At 66.2% G+C, this 15,432-nt stretch carries 17 protein-coding genes and 1 pseudogene; 11 read left to right on the top strand and 7 right to left on the bottom strand.

From position 1 onward, the window contains the following. Window positions 1-274, top strand: a 274-nt coding sequence (locus AC1MLZ_RS25425; protein WP_480962534.1) for a replication initiation protein, incomplete at its 5' end; no start/stop codon positions are given. A 59-nt stretch (window positions 275-333) separates the two neighbouring features. On the opposite strand, the gene AC1MLZ_RS25420 is transcribed toward AC1MLZ_RS25425, so the two are convergent. From AC1MLZ_RS25420 to AC1MLZ_RS25395, 6 genes and pseudogenes are all read right to left on the bottom strand, one after another. Beyond that, window positions 334-621: a ribbon-helix-helix domain-containing protein gene (locus AC1MLZ_RS25420; protein ID WP_206378928.1), complete on the bottom strand. Its 288-nt coding sequence runs from the start codon at window positions 619-621 to the stop codon at window positions 334-336. Then, the gene (locus AC1MLZ_RS25415) at window positions 621-1,256 is read right to left on the bottom strand and encodes a nucleotide-binding protein (RefSeq protein ID WP_170171552.1); all 636 of its coding nucleotides are present in this window, start codon (window positions 1,254-1,256) and stop codon (window positions 621-623) included. Before AC1MLZ_RS25415 ends, AC1MLZ_RS25420 begins: the two co-directional genes overlap by 1 nt. 67 nt (window positions 1,257-1,323) lie before the next feature. Then, window positions 1,324-1,955, bottom strand: a pseudogene (locus tag AC1MLZ_RS25410) (transcription elongation protein SprT). A 346-nt stretch (window positions 1,956-2,301) separates the two neighbouring features. Next, window positions 2,302-3,264 carry a tyrosine-type recombinase/integrase gene (locus AC1MLZ_RS25405; RefSeq protein WP_170171550.1) on the bottom strand — a complete coding sequence of 321 codons (963 nt, stop codon included), beginning with the start codon at window positions 3,262-3,264 and terminating at the stop codon, window positions 2,302-2,304. Beyond that, window positions 3,261-3,665: a HEPN domain-containing protein gene (locus AC1MLZ_RS25400; protein ID WP_170171549.1), complete on the bottom strand. Its 405-nt coding sequence runs from the start codon at window positions 3,663-3,665 to the stop codon at window positions 3,261-3,263. Before AC1MLZ_RS25400 ends, AC1MLZ_RS25405 begins: the two co-directional genes overlap by 4 nt. Further along, window positions 3,662-3,979: a nucleotidyltransferase domain-containing protein gene (locus AC1MLZ_RS25395; protein ID WP_170171548.1), complete on the bottom strand. Its 318-nt coding sequence runs from the start codon at window positions 3,977-3,979 to the stop codon at window positions 3,662-3,664. Before AC1MLZ_RS25395 ends, AC1MLZ_RS25400 begins: the two co-directional genes overlap by 4 nt. Window positions 3,980-4,187: 208 nt before the next feature. On the opposite strand from AC1MLZ_RS25395, the gene AC1MLZ_RS25390 reads away from it, so the two are divergent. From AC1MLZ_RS25390 to arsH, 5 genes are read left to right on the top strand one after another with little or no spacing between them, the layout of a single operon-like run. Beyond that, a complete protein-coding gene (locus AC1MLZ_RS25390) occupies window positions 4,188-4,526 on the top strand; it encodes an ArsR/SmtB family transcription factor (RefSeq protein ID WP_380773490.1) in 339 nt (112 codons plus the stop codon). A gap of 12 nt (window positions 4,527-4,538) precedes the next feature. After that, entirely contained in the window at window positions 4,539-5,063 is a 525-nt protein-coding gene (locus AC1MLZ_RS25385) for an arsenate reductase ArsC (RefSeq protein WP_480962533.1), read from the top strand. Further along, entirely contained in the window at window positions 5,063-5,506 is a 444-nt protein-coding gene (gene arsC / locus AC1MLZ_RS25380; protein ID WP_380773486.1) for an arsenate reductase (glutaredoxin), read from the top strand. Before AC1MLZ_RS25385 ends, arsC begins: the two co-directional genes overlap by 1 nt. Window positions 5,507-5,510: 4 nt before the next feature. Then, complete coding sequence (gene arsB / locus AC1MLZ_RS25375) at window positions 5,511-6,590, top strand: ACR3 family arsenite efflux transporter (protein ID WP_380773484.1); 1,080 nt, start codon at window positions 5,511-5,513, stop codon at window positions 6,588-6,590. Beyond that, entirely contained in the window at window positions 6,590-7,333 is a 744-nt protein-coding gene (gene arsH, locus AC1MLZ_RS25370) for an arsenical resistance protein ArsH (RefSeq protein WP_380773482.1), read from the top strand. The genes arsB and arsH overlap by 1 nt, the downstream gene beginning before the upstream one ends. A 309-nt stretch (window positions 7,334-7,642) precedes the next feature. Here arsH and AC1MLZ_RS25365 read toward each other — a convergent pair whose 3' ends face one another. After that, window positions 7,643-7,912, bottom strand: a complete 270-nt coding sequence (locus AC1MLZ_RS25365; protein ID WP_480962532.1) for a metal-sensing transcriptional repressor — start codon at window positions 7,910-7,912, stop codon at window positions 7,643-7,645. An 86-nt stretch (window positions 7,913-7,998) separates the two neighbouring features. Here AC1MLZ_RS25365 and AC1MLZ_RS25360 point away from each other — a divergent pair, with 86 nt between their 5' ends. From AC1MLZ_RS25360 to AC1MLZ_RS25340, 5 genes are read left to right on the top strand one after another with little or no spacing between them, the layout of a single operon-like run. Beyond that, window positions 7,999-9,324 carry an MFS transporter gene (locus AC1MLZ_RS25360; RefSeq protein WP_380773443.1) on the top strand — a complete coding sequence of 442 codons (1,326 nt, stop codon included), beginning with the start codon at window positions 7,999-8,001 and terminating at the stop codon, window positions 9,322-9,324. Further along, complete coding sequence (locus tag AC1MLZ_RS25355) at window positions 9,309-9,707, top strand: hypothetical protein (RefSeq protein ID WP_380773441.1); 399 nt, start codon at window positions 9,309-9,311, stop codon at window positions 9,705-9,707. Before AC1MLZ_RS25360 ends, AC1MLZ_RS25355 begins: the two co-directional genes overlap by 16 nt. Before the next feature lie 51 nt (window positions 9,708-9,758). After that, window positions 9,759-11,018 carry a TolC family protein gene (locus AC1MLZ_RS25350; protein ID WP_380773439.1) on the top strand — a complete coding sequence of 420 codons (1,260 nt, stop codon included), beginning with the start codon at window positions 9,759-9,761 and terminating at the stop codon, window positions 11,016-11,018. After that, complete coding sequence (locus AC1MLZ_RS25345) at window positions 11,015-12,172, top strand: efflux RND transporter periplasmic adaptor subunit (RefSeq protein WP_380773437.1); 1,158 nt, start codon at window positions 11,015-11,017, stop codon at window positions 12,170-12,172. The genes AC1MLZ_RS25350 and AC1MLZ_RS25345 overlap by 4 nt, the downstream gene beginning before the upstream one ends. Then, window positions 12,169-15,417, top strand: a complete 3,249-nt coding sequence (locus AC1MLZ_RS25340) for an efflux RND transporter permease subunit (protein ID WP_380773435.1) — start codon at window positions 12,169-12,171, stop codon at window positions 15,415-15,417. The genes AC1MLZ_RS25345 and AC1MLZ_RS25340 overlap by 4 nt, the downstream gene beginning before the upstream one ends. The last annotated feature ends 15 nt before the right edge of the window (window positions 15,418-15,432 follow it).

The raw sequence follows: 15,432 nt of genomic DNA, 5'->3' as shown, positions 1-15,432 counted from the left end.
CGAACGCTTTGCCGACCTCAACAAATACTGTCTCAAGGTCGCGGTCGAAGAAATCAACAAGCTCTGCCCTTTCTATGTCGATTTCACGCCGATCAAGAAGGGCCGCAAGGTCGAGCGGGTCGCGCTTCACTGGTTCCCGAAAACCTCCACCGGCAAGCGCGACGCACAGAATCTGATCGACCAGCACAGCATCGTGCGGCGCGCCAAGCTGCGCGGCGGAATCCCCGAAATGCCGGTCCTGGTCGATTTCAGTGCACCACTCGGCGAAAGGTGAGCCCCTACCCCAAAACTCACTTTTCATTGCCGCTCGTATAGGCGTATACAGATATACGGCTATACGCTGCGCGCAACGCGGCCCTTGCCCTTCTTCACGAACAAGTCGTCCAGCGCCTCCGCCAACAGGCTCTGCACCGTCGTTCCCTCCTCGGCCGCGAGGATACGGAGCTGCGTGCTGACCTCGGGCGCGAAGTGCCCGCCGATCAGCTTGGTGCCCTGTCGACCGCCCGGCGTAATTCTGGCGGGCGATGATGCGGTCGAGGCGATCGGCGCGGCCGTCGCCGGCGTCTCGCCGCCGACCTTGGCGCGGTCGAGCATCGCCTGAAGCGTGTTGCCCTTTGCCATTACGCTGCCTCCACCTTGTCGTATAGGCGTATAGCCGTATACTCGTATAACCGGTTGATTTCGGCTGCGGCCGGGCCGTTCGGCTCATACTCCTGCACGGCCTGGCCTGCGGCCTGCGCGCGGAAGAACGCCTTGCGGTTGCCTATCGTCACCGGACAGACCGCCGCGCCCAGCTCCTCGACCGCTTTCATCGCATCGCCCGTCTCCTGTCCTTGGGGCGGGACGAACGTCAGCACGACGGCGAAGCCGCGATCGAGCTGCCGGACCACGTCCAGCGTGTGCGTCATGCTCATCGTGTCGAACACAGCCGTCTTCGTCGGGACCAGGATGAAGTCGGCGTGACGCGCCGCCTCGTAGGCAACATCACGCGCGACGGCCGCGCCGTCGATCACCACAAGGTCAGTGCCGGCGTCGGCACAGGCCTTGAGCATTGCCGCAAGCCGCACCGGCTGAATCGAAGCAACAGCGGGCGTGTCGAGCTGGCGCACATCTTTCCAGAACGAGGCCGTCGCCTGCGGGTCCAGGTCGATGATCGCGGCTTCCTTGCCTGCCTGCTCGGCCGCCACGGCAAGGCACGTCGCCAGCGTCGTTTTTCCGACGCCGCCTTTCTGCGACAGGATGGCGAGAACCTTCATGCTACACTCCTACCGGTATAGAGTTATACTTGTATACGCATATACGGGTTGAATGGAAAGGGGAGCATCACGGCTCTGGACCATCGCCATCGCTGTCGAGCGGGTCATGGTGCATCGGCCCGTGCCTCTCGATCGGGCATAGTGGCGCGCCAGCCGTCTCAAGCCATTTGCGTGCGGTCCTGACGGTGTAGCCGCAAGCCTGACACTCGCATTTGAGCATCCGCGCTGCCTGCTTCTTCGGCGCGGTGGTCTGTCCGCCGGTATCGAGCCGGGCGTGGGGTAGGGGGCCTGCGGCGGCAAGGATCGCCGCGACGGCGGCAAGGAACGCATCGCCCGGCGTCGTCGCGCGCATCGGCCCGACCAGCCCCAGGCCCAGCGCGATACGTTTAAACGCCTTTCCGTGTCCGGCCGGGATGCCGACTGCGGCGTGGACAACTCGTGCGCGAGGATCGCCGCGATCTGCGCCGGCATGGCGTCGGGCGCGTGCGCGAGGTCCGGCCGGATGAAGATTTCAAAATGGCCGTCCGCGCTGCGGCGGTTATCCCAGCACTCGCCGATCGCCTTACCGTTGCGCCCGGCGCTGGTGAACCCGATCGCGACGCGCACGCGGTCGGGGAGGGGGGTTCCCAATGCCGTAAACAGCGGAGCCATGCCTGCCGCCACCCGGTTCAGCCAACTTTCGCGATTGTCCTGCTCCATGTCATCGTTCCCTTCTCAAAATCGCCCTCGGGGCGATGGCCTTCCGCCATCGGCCCTGCCTCGTGGCGAACAGCGGGGGAGAGGGGGGCAACGGGAATCTGCCGGGGTGGTGCGGGCGCAGCGCAGCGAGCCACGGCCAGGCTGATTGCCGTTGCTGGGGAGAGGGGGCGGCGCTCCCTTTCCCCACTTGACGGGGATCCTCGTCGGCGACGCCGCCGACCTCATGCGGGCCTCGGCCCGCCCGCGCGAGCGATCGTTGCCCGTCAGGGACGAGACGCCGGCACGGGGGCTCGGTCGGAGCGCAGCGGAGATAGAGCGCGGCCCGGCACGGGCGCGCCCGGTCGGCCTAGATCAGCACGCGCTCCACCTCGTCCAGCGTCACGTCGTCGGGGCGGCGATCGTAAAGCTGGGTGGTGCGGGTGGACGCATGGTTCGCCATCGTCGCCGCGCGCTCCAACGTCCCGCCATTTTTCAGATAGGCGGTGATGCCGGTTGCGCGGAAGGAATGATTGCCGATCGCCGTCGCGATGCCCGCCGCGCCAGCGCGCCGACGCACCATCTGAAAAGCGTTGGCCTGGGGCAGGGGGGTGTCGCTTAGCCGCTTGGTCCCGCGCGCGATCGTGCGGAACAGCGGGCCCTTGGCCTGGCCGCGCAGCTCGCATCCGTCGAGATACGCGGTCAGGTACTCCTCAAGATTGTGGTGGCACGGCATTTCGTGGCGCTTGCCGCCCTTCTCGTGCAGCCGCACCCACAGGCGCCGGTTCTGCACGAACACGTCCTCCACCCGCATCGCCAAGCCCGCGCCGATCCGCGCAAACGAATAGACCATCAATCCGATCAGCGCCCGATCGCGCAACCCCGCCGGCGTCGTCACGTCGATCGCATCGAGCAAGCGGCGCGCCTCGTCGGGGGCCAGCACGGGGGTCTTGCCGCGCCGGACGCTGTGCGCCGGGCCGCGCACCGACGCAGCCGGGTTCGTCGGCACCACCTGGCCCGTTACCAGCCAATCGAACAGGTGACGGACGCCCGCGAGCCGCTGCTTGACGGTCGGCGCGCTCACCTCGCGCCCCAACGCCTCGATCCACGCGGCGACGTGGAGTGGCTGCACCGCCGCGATCGACGCGACGCCCCGCGCCTCGCACCAACCCAGGAACTCGCCCGCCGCGCGCGCATAGGCGCGCCGGGTATGCGGGTTGCGGATGGTAACGGCGAAAAACTCCAGAAAGCGGCATTGCGCGCGATCGTCGGCCGCGGCGACCAGCGCAGGGAGCGTGAACGCGGGTGAGGGCAGGGGGGCGAGCTGGTTCATGCGTCGGGTCGACCGATTGCCGACAGTATCTCGTCAATCTTGGCGGCGAATACCTTGCCCGTTGCGGTCGCTTCGGCGGCTCGCTCCGGGGACACGCTCGATCCGGGGCCGGTTTCATAATCGGCTACAGCCTTGAGATTGTAAGCGCGCGACAGGAACGAGCGCAGCGCGGCGCCGATCACCGCGTCGTCCTTGGTCAACCGCTGGAACTCGCTATGCACCCCATTGTGGGTTTTGAGCACTTTGCCGGTCTGCTCGAAGATCAACGCCTGGGCGGCGTGGAAGCCCGCGAGATAGGCGTTGCGCCCCGCCGCGTCGTTGAGGCTGGCCCCAAGCATGATGTCAGCATCGGCGAGGAGCTTGCGGGCTTTCTCCAGGAACGCCGCCGCCTGCGGCGTCACAGCTCCACGCCCTCGCGGCGAATCTCGTGCATCAATGGTGAGCTGTCGCGCCAGGCGCTCGCGGGGTAGGGCTTGGCGTCGAAGAACGCGCCGGTCTCGTCCAGGAAGCGGACCCGCAAGTCGGCGAGCCGGTCCAGCTCCGCCCAACGGTCGGGGAGCGAGGTCAGGAACACCGCCACGTCGTAATCCGAGCTCGGCCGCGCGTCGCCGCGCGCACGCGAGCCGAACAGCACCGCCCGGTCAAGCCGCGCGCCGTAAAGCTCGGCGAGCGTCGCCCGGAAGCGGGTGAGGGTGGGATCGACCACGGTAGCCATGATTCACCTTCGCACGAAAGCAGGTTTTGGGCAAGAAAGAGTATCCGATAAAGGACATTATCATATGTAGAGGGGCGTGTGAATCCCGCTGGGCCGCAGGCCAAGTCCCAAGGGTTGGGTGGGTGGGACAAGAACGCGGACGCTCGATCGAGCGTCCCCAATCACGCCTGCCTTGCTACGCGCCAAACATATCCTCTATGCTGGATATATGGAAAACGAGTCGGCTATACCCGCATTAGGTGCTTTGGCCCAAGCCACGCGCCTAGACGTGTTCCGCCTGCTGGTCCGACATGAACCGGACGGCCTCGCGGCTGGCGAGATAGCCCGCCAACTCGACGTGCCGCAAAACACCATGTCGGCGCACCTGGGCATTCTCGCGCGCGCCGGCTTGGTCCGCTCCGAACGGTATAGCCGCTCGATCATCTACCGGGCGGACCTCGATGCGCTGCGCGCCCTCATGCTGTTCCTGGTGAAGGACTGCTGCGAGGGCCGCGCCGAGCTGTGCCACCCCCTTGCCGACGAGCTGCTGGCCTGTCGGGCAGCCTGAAAGGATCACGTCATGGCTGATCGCACGTTCAACGTCCTATTCCTCTGCACGGGCAACTCCGCCCGCTCGATCCTCGCCGAAAGCGCGCTTGCCAAGCGGGGAGGGCGGTTCCGCGCTTTCTCTGCCGGGAGCTTCCCCAAGGGGGCGGTCAACCCCGACGCGCTCGCCCTGCTCGCTGACTGCAACTATCCGGTCGAGGGTCTGCGCTCGAAAAGCTGGGATGAGTTCGCAGCGCCTGGCGCGCCGGTCATGGATTTCGTGTTCACCGTTTGCGACGATGCCGCTGGCGAAGTCTGCCCGGTGTGGCCGGGGCATCCGGTCACGGGGCATTGGGGGATCGAAGACCCGTCCTCGATCGAGGGAAGCGACATGGAGCGCCGGCGCGCCTTCGTCATGGCGCTGCGCTATCTCGAAAACCGCATCGACCTGTTCACGTCGCTGCCGATCGACAAACTCGAATCCTCTGCCCTTACCGCCAAGGTGCGCGAGATTGGGCAGGGCGAAGGCGCGTCCTCGCCGCGGTCGGACGTGGCTTGATGGCGACCGATATCATTATCTACCACAACCCCGCGTGCGGCACGTCGCGCAACGTCCTAGGGCTGATCCGCAATGCCGGGATCGAGCCGCACGTCATTGAATATCTGAAAACCCCGCCCTCGCGCGCGCTGCTGGTCGAGCTGATCGACCGCGCCGGAATCACCCCGCGCGAGCTGCTGCGCGAAAAGGGAACGCCCTTTGTCGAGCTGGGGCTGGGCGACGCCTCGCTCTCCGACGATGCGCTAGTGGACGCGATGATGGCGCATCCGGTCCTCATCAACCGGCCGCTGGTCGTGTCGCCGATCGGCGTGAGGCTCTGTCGTCCCTCGGAAGCGGTGCTCGATCTGCTCCCCGCGCCTCAGCTCGGGGCCTTCGCCAAGGAAGATGGCGAGCGGGTTGTCGATGAACGCGGCGCGCACGTCGCCGCAAACGCCAAGGAATAATCTCATGTCCACGATCGCGCCCGTCGCCGGCCCCGCGCCGGCACGCCCCGGCATCGGCACCTTTGAACGCTATCTCACGATCTGGGTGGCGCTGTGCATCGTCGCCGGCATCGCCCTGGGGCATCTCCTGCCCGGCCTGTTCGCGTCGATCGCCACGGCGGAAGTCGCGCGGGTCAACCTGGTCGTCGCCGTCCTGATCTGGCTGATGATTATTCCGATGCTGCTCAAGATCGACTTCGGCTCGCTCGGCTCCGTTCGCCAACATTGGAAAGGGGTCGGCGTGACCCTGTTCATCAACTGGGCGGTCAAGCCGTTCTCGATGGCGGCGCTGGGCACCTTCTTCATCGGCTACCTGTTCGCGCCGTTGCTCCCGGCGGGAGAGGGACCGTCCTACATCGCCGGGCTGATCCTGCTCGCCGCTGCGCCCTGCACGGCGATGGTGTTCGTGTGGTCGAACCTCTGCGAGGGGGAGCCGACCTATACCCTCTCCCAAGTCGCCCTGAACGACGTGCTGATGGTGTTCCTGTTCGCGCCGCTGGTCGCGCTGCTGCTCGGCGTCGCCTCGGTCACGGTGCCGTGGGATACGCTGCTGCTGTCGGTCGTGCTCTACATCGTCGTGCCGGTGATCGTCGCCCAAGTGATCCGGCGCGGCGTGCTGGCGAGCGGGGGCAAGCCCGCGCTCGATCGGCTGCTCGCCCGCCTCGGGCCGGTGTCGCTGGTCGCGCTGCTGGCGACGCTGGTGCTGTTGTTCGGATTCCAGGGCGAACAAATCATCGCACAACCGCTGGTGATCGCGCTCCTCGCCGTGCCGATCCTCATCCAAGTCTATCTCAACGCCGGCCTCGCCTATTGGCTCTCGCGCCGGTTCGGGGTCGCCTGGTGCGTCGCCGCCCCGGCCGCGCTGATCGGCGCATCCAACTTTTTCGAGCTGGCGGTCGCCGCGGCGATATCGCTGTTCGGATTGAAGTCCGGCGCGGCGCTAGCGACGGTCGTGGGCGTGCTGGTCGAAGTGCCGGTGATGCTCTCGGTTGTGTCGATCGTGAAGCGGTCGCGGGGCTGGTATGAGCGCGGCGCGACCGCCTGATGCCGCTTCGCCAGCTCCTCGATGCCGACAACCTGCCTGCGCTCGATCGCCGCTATGCGCTCGATCGGCCCGCCCTTGGCCTCGGCGCGGGCGATCCGCCGCCGCGTATCCTGCTGCTCTACGGGAGCCTGCGCGAACGGTCGTTTTCGCGGCTGTGTGTCGAGGAAGCGGCGCGCCTGCTGCAATTCTTCGGGTGTGAAACGCGCATCTATGACCCTTCGGCGCTGCCGCTGCCCGATCAGGTCGCCGGCGACGATCACCCGGCCGTCCACGAGCTGCGCGAACTGTCGATGTGGTCCGAAGGGCATGTGTGGTGCTCGCCCGAGCGTCACGGGCAAGTCACCGGCATTATGAAAACGCAGATTGACCATCTGCCGCTTAACATGGGTGGGATGCGACCGACCCAGGGCCGCACGCTCGCCGTCATGCAGGTGTCGGCCGGGTCGCAGTCGTTCAACAGCGTCAACACGCTGCGCGTCCTCGGCCGCTGGATGCGGATGTTCACCATCCCGAACCAATCGAGCGTCGCCAAGGCGTTCAACGAGTTCGATGAAGCGGGCCGCATGAAGCCGTCCAGCTATTACGACCGGATCGCGGACGTGATGGAGGAGTTGGTGCGGTTTACGGTGCTGCTTCGACCCCATGCTGCGCAGCTCGTCGATCGCTATTCGGAACGGAAGGAAGCCGGAGTGCAGATCGACCCGGCGACCGATCTGTCGGGCATCCCCACGGCTTCGAGGTAGCGTGATTGTGAACCGGGGCTCTGCGCCTCTCAACGGCGCTGAACAGCAGCGCCGCCCACCCCAGTCTCATCCGAACGGTTGTGACCTCCCGCGAACGGCCGTTCGCGGGCCGAAGCTGGTGTAGCCAATAGACGTAAGCTTGCCTTGTCCATCCTGCCCGGACTGACGTTAATTAACGATCCCTCAATTATGAAGGCGAATATTCACTTCGACTCTCTAGTCTAAGGTGAGATCAGCCATACCCAGTAACAGCAAGCAGTCCTGATTAAGCTGGCGGCGGCTGCACCTTGGATGGCCGGTGATGATGGTCTACCAGTATTTAGAAATCGCACGGAACTGAGCGACCGCGTGCTGAGTGCCTTCGCCTTCCTCGGCGTGGACAAGGCAATGGTCGATATGGTCGTTGATGAGTGCCCGCTTGGCGCTCGCGACAGCGTTCTCGACCGCCTGAAGCTGTTGCGCGACGTCGACGCAGGGGCGCTCCTCCTCGATCATCCCGACGATACTGCGCAGATGGCCGGCGGCCCGATTCAGGCGTTTGATGATAGCCGGGTGACTGGTGTGAGCATTGTGAGCCATGCCCCTATGTAAGGTCTGTCGGCCGGTGCTGTCGAGCATCCCCCATAGGGGATAGACACTATCCCCCTGGGGGGATAGTGGGCGCTATGCTCAGCGTTCTCGCCAATCGGACATACCGCCACCTCTTCCTAGCGCAGGTTATCGCGCTGATCGGAACAGGTCTCGCGACCGTGGCGCTCGGCCTGCTCGCTTACGACATCGCGGGCGGCAACGCCGGCGCGGTGCTGGGCACCGCACTCGCCATTAAGATGGTCGCCTATATCGGCGTTGCGCCGATCGCCGGCGCCTTCGCCAATCGCGTGCCGCGCCGTGCGCTGCTGGTCGGCATGGACGTGATCCGCGCCGCAGTCGCGCTCTGCCTGCCGTTCGTGAATCAGGTCTGGGAGGTCTATGTCCTGATCTTCGTGCTGCAATCGGCATCGGCCGCGTTCACGCCGACCTTTCAGGCGACGATCCCGGACGTGCTGCCAGAGGAACGCGACTATACCCGCGCTTTGTCCCTTTCGCGGCTCGCCTATGACATGGAGAGCCTCACGAGCCCCATTCTCGCTGCCGGGCTGCTCACGGTGATGAGCTATCACTGGCTCTTCTCGGGCACCGCGATCGGCTTCGTCTCATCGGCATTGCTGGTGGTTTCAACCGTTCTGCCCCGCCCGGCACCTGTCGAGGCGGAGGGCGGCATCTACGACAAGACGACGCGGGGCACGCGCATCTATCTCGCGACGCCGCGACTGCGCGGCCTCCTCGCGCTGACGCTGACCGCGGCAGCGGCGAGCGCGATGGTCATCGTCAACACCGTCGTCATCGTGCGGGGGTTAGGGCTGACGCAGCGCGATGTCGCGCTGACGCTCGCGGCGTTCGGGGGTGGGTCGATCACCGCCGCGCTTACCTTGCCACGCATCCTCGATCGCGTCGCGGATCGGACGGTCATGTTGATCGCCGCGGCCGTGCTGACCTTGGCGCTTGCAGCGCTCGCTGGGATCACCGCGACGATGGCGCCGGGGACGACCTATTGGCACGTCCTGCTCGGTGGCTGGCTCGTCATGGGGGTCGCCTATTCGGCGAGCGTGACGCCTTCGGGCCGCTTGCTCAAGCGATCGGCGAACGCGGAGGACCGCCCGACCTTGTTCGCAGCGCAATTCGCCCTCAGTCACGTGTGCTGGCTGCTTTGCTATCCGTTGGTTGGGCAACTCGGCGCCCGCTTCGGCATGACGGCCGCATTCGGCGCGATGGCGGCACTCGCGGCGATCGGAACGGTCGCCGCGCTCTGGCTGTGGCCATCGAACGATCCCGATGTGGTTGCGCACGAACATGGCGATCTCGATGCTGACGATCCGCATCGGCGCGTCCATGCGCAGGGCGACCATTCCTATGTGATCGACCGGCGGCATCCGAAATGGCCGGGCGCGTGACGGCCTTGTCGCTCACCGGTCCGGACCGTAGGGTATCGAGCGTGATCGTTCACCATCCCTGTTCCACGCTGCTCGGCGCCTTGTTGGCGCTTGTGGCGATGTTCGGGCTGAGCGCGCTGTCGGGTTGGCATAGCGCATCCATCCATGACCATGCCCCCGTTCAGACGTCATCGGCCGAGGATTCGCACGAAAAGTCCGGTGAAAGCGATTCCGATGGCCCCGTCCATGTCCTGGCACATGCGACCGGCCAGTGGCTCGCAGCAGCGGGGCAGCTGCTGATGCCCGATTTCGTGCTGTTGAGGCAGTTGATCTGGACGACTGTCCTGCCAGTTTCGCAAAGCGGTCTCGACCCGTCCAAGCTATTGAGACCTCCGAAAGGCTGACCCGAGCTGGCGCGCGAGCGTCGCAGGTTCACCCCCCGGAGGATTATAGGAATGAACGGCAAACATGGCCGTCAGCGCACGCTTGCGCTGATCGGCACGCTCGCGGCGCTGCTGCCCGCGGGCACGGCGTGGTCGCAGACCGCGCCCCCTTTCGCACAACTTCTGCGCCAAGCGCGCGATACACCTCGGGTCACGGCGCTCGATGCAGATGTCGCGCGCGCTGAGGGCTTAGCCCTCCAAGCGCGCGCGCGTCCGAACCCTTCGCTCAGTGTCGATGCCGAGAACTTCATCGGCGACCGCTCCCGGAACGCGACCGACCAGCAACAGACGACATTCCAGATCGATCAGCCGCTCGAACTCGGCGGCAAGCGATCGGCACGGATCGCAGCCGGGGAGGCCGGCATCGTTGCCGCACAGGCGCGCGGACTTGACGGACGCCTTGCCTATGCGACCGAGCTGGCGCGCGCCTATGCCGGTGCCGAGATCGCCGAACGTCGGATCGGTGTCGCGCAAAGCCAGGTTGACGAGGCCGGCGAGGACTTGGCGGTCGCACGCGCTCTCGTCGGCGCGGGAAAAGAAGCCCGGCTGCGACAGCTCCAGGCCGAAACCGAACTCAACACGATCCAGGCCGAGCTGGAGACGGCCCGCGCGCAGCAAACCGTCGCGCTGGCGCGCCTGTCGGCGCTGGCGGGCGTCCCGACGTCGTTCACCGGCATCTCGGAATCGCTCCTCGATCGGTTGAAGGCGAAGCCCGTGATCGGGCCGATCGATCCGATGCAGGCGACAACTGTGCGCGTGGCGGAAGCCGAGCGCGAAGCCGCGGCGCGGGCGGTGACGGTGCAACAGCGCCTCGCCATTCCCAACGTCACCGCGCAAGTCGGCGTGCGCCAGCTCCGGGTAGCGAGCGGCCCGGCAATCGTCGCCGGTATTGCCGTCCCGCTACCCTTCTTCGACCGTAATCGGGGCAACGTCGCTGCGGCGCGCGCCGATCTGCAAGGTGCCGAAGCGCGGGCGGCTACGGCGCGGCTCGATGCCGAAACCGGCGTGCGCGCCGGGCTGGCGCTCGTCGAGGCGGCTGACCAGCGCGCCGCGGCAGCCGAACGGACGCTGGCGACCGCCAATGAGGGCTATCGGCTCGCGCGCCTCGCCTATGAGGCGGGCAAGTCGCCACTGATCGAACTTATCGCAGCGCGGCGCAGCCTTGGCCTGGCACGGGGCACGCTCCTCGATGCCGAAGCCGGCCGCCTCGACGCTCGCGCCAATCTGGCCCGCCTACAGGGCCTCACCATCACCGGAGAACCGGTTCAATGACCGATAAAAATCGTCTTTATGCCGGCGCAGCCGTGGGCCTCGTCGCCGCTGCCGCACTCGGCTTCGGTGTCGCGCGCGTCACCCAGGCTCCGCCACCCGCTCCGGTTGCTACGGCCGATACGGCAGCGAAAACCAAGCCCAACACGATCGTGGCGATGCCACCTCAAGCGGTTGCCGCTTCCGGAATTACGGTTGCTCCTGCCGCGGCCGGGGAGCTGGATGCGGCGGTCCTCGCATCGGCAACGGTCGATGCTGCGCCTGATGCGGAAGCGGTGCTGACGGCCCGCGCACCTGGCACGGTGACGCGCATTTTCGTGCGGATCGGCGATCCCGTTCGCGCCGGGCAGACGCTCGCACTGGTCGAAAGCCGCGACGCCTCGCAGATCGCGGCCGATCGCGCAGCAGCAGCGGCGCGGGTCACGCTGGCGAGCCGCCAGCTCGCGCGCGAACGCACGCTTCTGGGTCAAGGTGTGAGCCCACGGGCCGACTATGAAACCGCACAGGCGAATCTCGCGGTCGCTCAGGCCGACGCGCAGCGTGCGAGCGCCGCGGCGGGGGCAGCGGGCGTGATCGGCGACGGGCGCTCGGTCGCGGTCGTCAGTCCGGTATCGGGACGCTTAACGAGCGCAAGCGCTGCGCTCGGCCAGTTCGTCGCGGCCGAGGCTGAGTTGTTCCGCATCGTCGATCCGAGCCGACTCCAGATTACCGCTAACGTGCCGCCTGCTGATGCCACCAGGGTTCGCACGGGCGATCGTGTCGAGTTGGTGACCAACGACGGACAGATGATCCAGGGCCGGGTCCGCTCGGCGACCGGCGTAGTCGATCCGCGGTCACGCGCCGCGACGGTCGTCGTCACCCCCACCGCGGGGAGCAGCGTTCTTTTGCCTGGCCAGCTCGTTCAGGCCCGCATCTTCGCCAGTGGCGGGGCCACGCCTCATGGCGTGATGGTGCCACAAGATGCGATTCAATCGCTCGGCGACCAGAGCGTCGTGTTCGTTCGCACGCGCGGCGGTTTCCGCGCGCAAGCCGTCAAACTCGGTGCGCGGTCGAGCGGCATGGTCGGCATCATCGATGGCCTCACTGTCGGCACGCCTATCGCGACCGCCAATGCCTTCCTGCTCAAGGCCGAGCTCGAGAAGGAGTCCGCGCAATGATCGCCGGCATCCTCTCGCTTTCCGTCCGGATGCGCTGGCTGGTAGCGTTCCTGACGCTGCTCGTCGTCGTCTTGGGGGCGTGGCAGATCACCAAGCTGCCCATCGACGCCGTGCCCGACGTCACCAACCGGCAGGTCCAGATCAGCGCCTTCGTGCCGACGCTGGGGCCGGTCGATATCGAAAAGCAGGTGACTTACCCGGTCGAAACCGCGCTGGCCGGCATCCCCGGCCTGGAAATGACGCGCTCGATCTCGCGGAACGGCTTCAGCCAGATCACGGCCGTCTTCACCGACGCGACCGATATCTACTTCGCGCGGCAGCAAGTGACGGAGCGGCTTAGCCAAGCGAAGGACAGCCTTCCGGCGGGCGTGCAACCCAACCTCGGGCCGCTCAGCACCGGGCTCGGCGAGATTTTCTTCTACTCGGTCGCCTATCGCCACCCTGACGGCAAGGCGACTGTGTATGTCGACGGCAAGCCGGGCTGGCAATCGGACGGTAGCTATCTGACGCCGGAAGGCGAGCAGCTGACGACCGAACTGGCGAGGGCGGCGTATCTGCGCACGGTGCAGGACTGGATCATCCGGCCGCAGATGCGTAATGTGGCCGGCGTTGCCGGGGTCGATTCCAATGGCGGATACGTCAAGCAATACCTGATCGAACCCAACCTCAATGCGCTCGCCTCCTATGGCCTCTCGATCACCGAGCTGGCCGACGCGATGGAGCGGGCGAACCTGTCGGCGGGGTCGAACTATGTGCGGCGCGCGGGCGAGAGCTTCCTCGTTCGCGCCGACGCGCGATTGAAGTCGATCGAGGATATTCAGGAGGCGGTCGTCGCGACCCGCAACGGCGTTCCCGTGCGGGTCAAGGACGTCGGCCAGGTCGTCATCGGCGGTGCGGTTCGCACCGGCTCGGGAAGCCGCATGGGGTCGGAAGCCGTCATCTCGACGGTGTTGATGCGGGTAGGAGAGAACAGCCGGATCGTCGCGACCAGCGTTGCCGACAAGCTGGTCGAAATCAACAAGGCGCTTCCGCCCGACGTCTTCGCGGAGCCGGTCTATAACCGCTCGAAGCTGGTGAACGCGACCATCGCGACGGTGGAAAAGAATCTGATCGAAGGCGCGCTGCTGGTCATCGTCGTGTTGTTCCTGCTGCTCGGCAACGTCCGCGCCGCGCTCATCACCGCGACCGTCATCCCCATCACCATGTTGATGACCGCGGCGGGCATGAACGGGCTTGGCGTGTCGGGGAACCTGATGAGCCTCGGCGCGCTCGATTTCGGGCTGATCGTTGATGGTGCGGTTATCATCGTCGAGAACACGCTGCGTCGTCTCGCCGAACGACAGGAGCATGAAGGCCGTCTATTGAGCCTTCGCGAGCGGCTGAGCGAAGTGGTCGGTGCGGCGCAGGAGATGATCCGGCCGACCGTCTATGGTCAGCTCATCATCTTCCTCGTCTTCGTGCCGCTGCTCACCTTCCAGGGGGTGGAGGGCAAGACCTTCGCGCCGATGGCGATCACCCTGATGCTGGCGCTGGCGTCGGCCTTCGTGCTGTCGCTGACCTTCGTGCCGGCGATGATCGCGATCGTGGTGAAGGGCCGGGTCAGCGAGACGGAGGTGAGGCCGATCCGCTGGTTCAAGGAGAAATATGCGCCCATCCTGCGCAAGGCGGTCGAGCGGCCGATGCCCTTCATCCTTGGGGGCGTCGGGATGTTCGCCGCAGCGGTGCTGGCCTTCGGCCTGCTCGGCGAGGAGTTCATGCCGCAGCTTAACGAGGGCGACATCACCGTCACCAACTTCCGCGTTCCCTCGGCGTCAATCGACCAGTCGACCGGGATGCAGATGCGGATCGAGGACGCCTTGAAGACGCTGCCGGAAGTGGCGCTGGTCTTCTCGAAGAACGGCAACGCCGACCTCGGAACCGATCCCATGCCGCCCAATGCCTCGGACACCTACGTCATCCCGAAGCCGAAGGACCAGTGGCCCGACGAGGTGAAGAGCAACGAGGATATCATCCGCCGCATTGAGGAGCGGATGAAGTTGCTTATCGGCAACCGGACGGAGATCCAGCAGCCGATCCAGATGCGGTTCAACGAGCTGATCGCCGGCGTTCGCGCGGACGTCGCCATCAAGCTCTACGGCGACGATCTCGAAGCGATGAGCGCGCAGGCGCAACGCATTGCCGCGGCGGTCCGCACCATCCCGGGTGCGGGCGATGTCAGCGCCGAACAGACCTCGGGCGCGCCGACGTTCGACGTCCAGGTCGATCGGCAGGCGGCCGGCCGCTATGGGCTGTCGGTCGAGGAGGTGGCGAACACCATGTCGACCGCGCTCGGCGGGCGTGAGGCGGGGCTGCTGTTCGAGGGGGATCGCCGCTTTTCGGTGGTGGTCCGCCTCCCCGACGCGCAACGCGACGATTTGGAGACGCTGGGCGCGATCCCGGTGATGCTGCCGACGGCTGAAGGGCAGACGGCGCGCTCGATCCCGCTGCGCGAGGTGGCGCGGTTCAGCTACACTCAGGGGTTGAATCAGATCAGCCGCGAGAACGGCAAGCGCATGGTGATCGTCCAGGTCAATGTGCGCGGCCGCGACCTCGGCAGCTTCGTCAAAGACGCGGAAGCGAAGATCGGAGCCATGCAGCTCCCCCCGGGAATGTACACGGGCTGGGGCGGCACCTTCGAGAGTCTGCAATCGGCGCGGCTGCGCCTGATGATCGTGGTGCCGATCTGTTTCCTGGCGATCTACGGGCTGCTCTACATGGCGCTCGGCGGCTTGGTGCCGGCGGCGATCGTGTTCTCGGCCGTGCCCATGGCGCTGGCGGGCGGCGTCTTCGCGCTGCTGCTGCGCAGCATTCCGTTCTCGATCACCGCGGCGGTCGGGTTCATCGCGCTGTCGGGCGTGGCCGTGCTCAACGGACTCGTGATGATGGGCGCGATCCGAAAACACCGTGAGGACGGCGAGGACGAGGATAAGGCGATCATCGACGGGGCGATGGAGCGCGTGCGGCCGGTGCTGATGACGGCGTTGGTAGCCTCGCTCGGATTCGTGCCGATGGCGCTCGCGACCGGCACCGGCGCTGAAGTGCAACGGCCGCTGGCGACGGTCGTCATCGGCGGACTCATTACCTCGACGGCGCTGACCTTGCTGGTGTTGCCGGCGATCACCGCCTGGGCGTCGCGGCTGATGTCCAGCCGGAGAACGGCCCGACTATCTGAAGGAAACGGGAAAATGAGCGAGCAGATACAATGAGCAGCGGCCGAGCGC

It is taken from the genome of Sphingomonas sp. PEI4 (assembly GCF_056679955.1).
Note: the sequence above shows the minus strand (reverse complement) of the source record. Positions and strands in the feature narration are given on the sequence as shown.

Bases quoted from the DNA above. Each gene is read 5' to 3' on its own strand.
- arsB (WP_380773484.1), top strand. From the start codon at position 5,511: ATGTCCACGATCGCGCCCGTCGCCGGCCCCGCGCCGGCACGCCCCGGC.
- AC1MLZ_RS25415 (WP_170171552.1), bottom strand. From the start codon at position 1,256: ATGAAGGTTCTCGCCATCCTGTCGCAGAAAGGCGGCGTCGGAAAAACG.
- AC1MLZ_RS25420 (WP_206378928.1), bottom strand. From the start codon at position 621: ATGGCAAAGGGCAACACGCTTCAGGCGATGCTCGACCGCGCCAAGGTC.
- arsC (WP_380773486.1), top strand. From the start codon at position 5,063: ATGGCGACCGATATCATTATCTACCACAACCCCGCGTGCGGCACGTCG.
- AC1MLZ_RS25355 (WP_380773441.1), top strand. From the start codon at position 9,309: ATGGCCGGGCGCGTGACGGCCTTGTCGCTCACCGGTCCGGACCGTAGG.
- arsH (WP_380773482.1), top strand. From the start codon at position 6,590: ATGCCGCTTCGCCAGCTCCTCGATGCCGACAACCTGCCTGCGCTCGAT.
- AC1MLZ_RS25350 (WP_380773439.1), top strand. From the start codon at position 9,759: ATGAACGGCAAACATGGCCGTCAGCGCACGCTTGCGCTGATCGGCACG.
- AC1MLZ_RS25365 (WP_480962532.1), bottom strand. From the start codon at position 7,912: ATGGCTCACAATGCTCACACCAGTCACCCGGCTATCATCAAACGCCTG.
- AC1MLZ_RS25345 (WP_380773437.1), top strand. From the start codon at position 11,015: ATGACCGATAAAAATCGTCTTTATGCCGGCGCAGCCGTGGGCCTCGTC.
- AC1MLZ_RS25395 (WP_170171548.1), bottom strand. From the start codon at position 3,979: ATGGCTACCGTGGTCGATCCCACCCTCACCCGCTTCCGGGCGACGCTC.
- AC1MLZ_RS25340 (WP_380773435.1), top strand. From the start codon at position 12,169: ATGATCGCCGGCATCCTCTCGCTTTCCGTCCGGATGCGCTGGCTGGTA.
- AC1MLZ_RS25360 (WP_380773443.1), top strand. From the start codon at position 7,999: ATGCTCAGCGTTCTCGCCAATCGGACATACCGCCACCTCTTCCTAGCG.
- AC1MLZ_RS25390 (WP_380773490.1), top strand. From the start codon at position 4,188: ATGGAAAACGAGTCGGCTATACCCGCATTAGGTGCTTTGGCCCAAGCC.
- AC1MLZ_RS25405 (WP_170171550.1), bottom strand. From the start codon at position 3,264: ATGAACCAGCTCGCCCCCCTGCCCTCACCCGCGTTCACGCTCCCTGCG.
- AC1MLZ_RS25385 (WP_480962533.1), top strand. From the start codon at position 4,539: ATGGCTGATCGCACGTTCAACGTCCTATTCCTCTGCACGGGCAACTCC.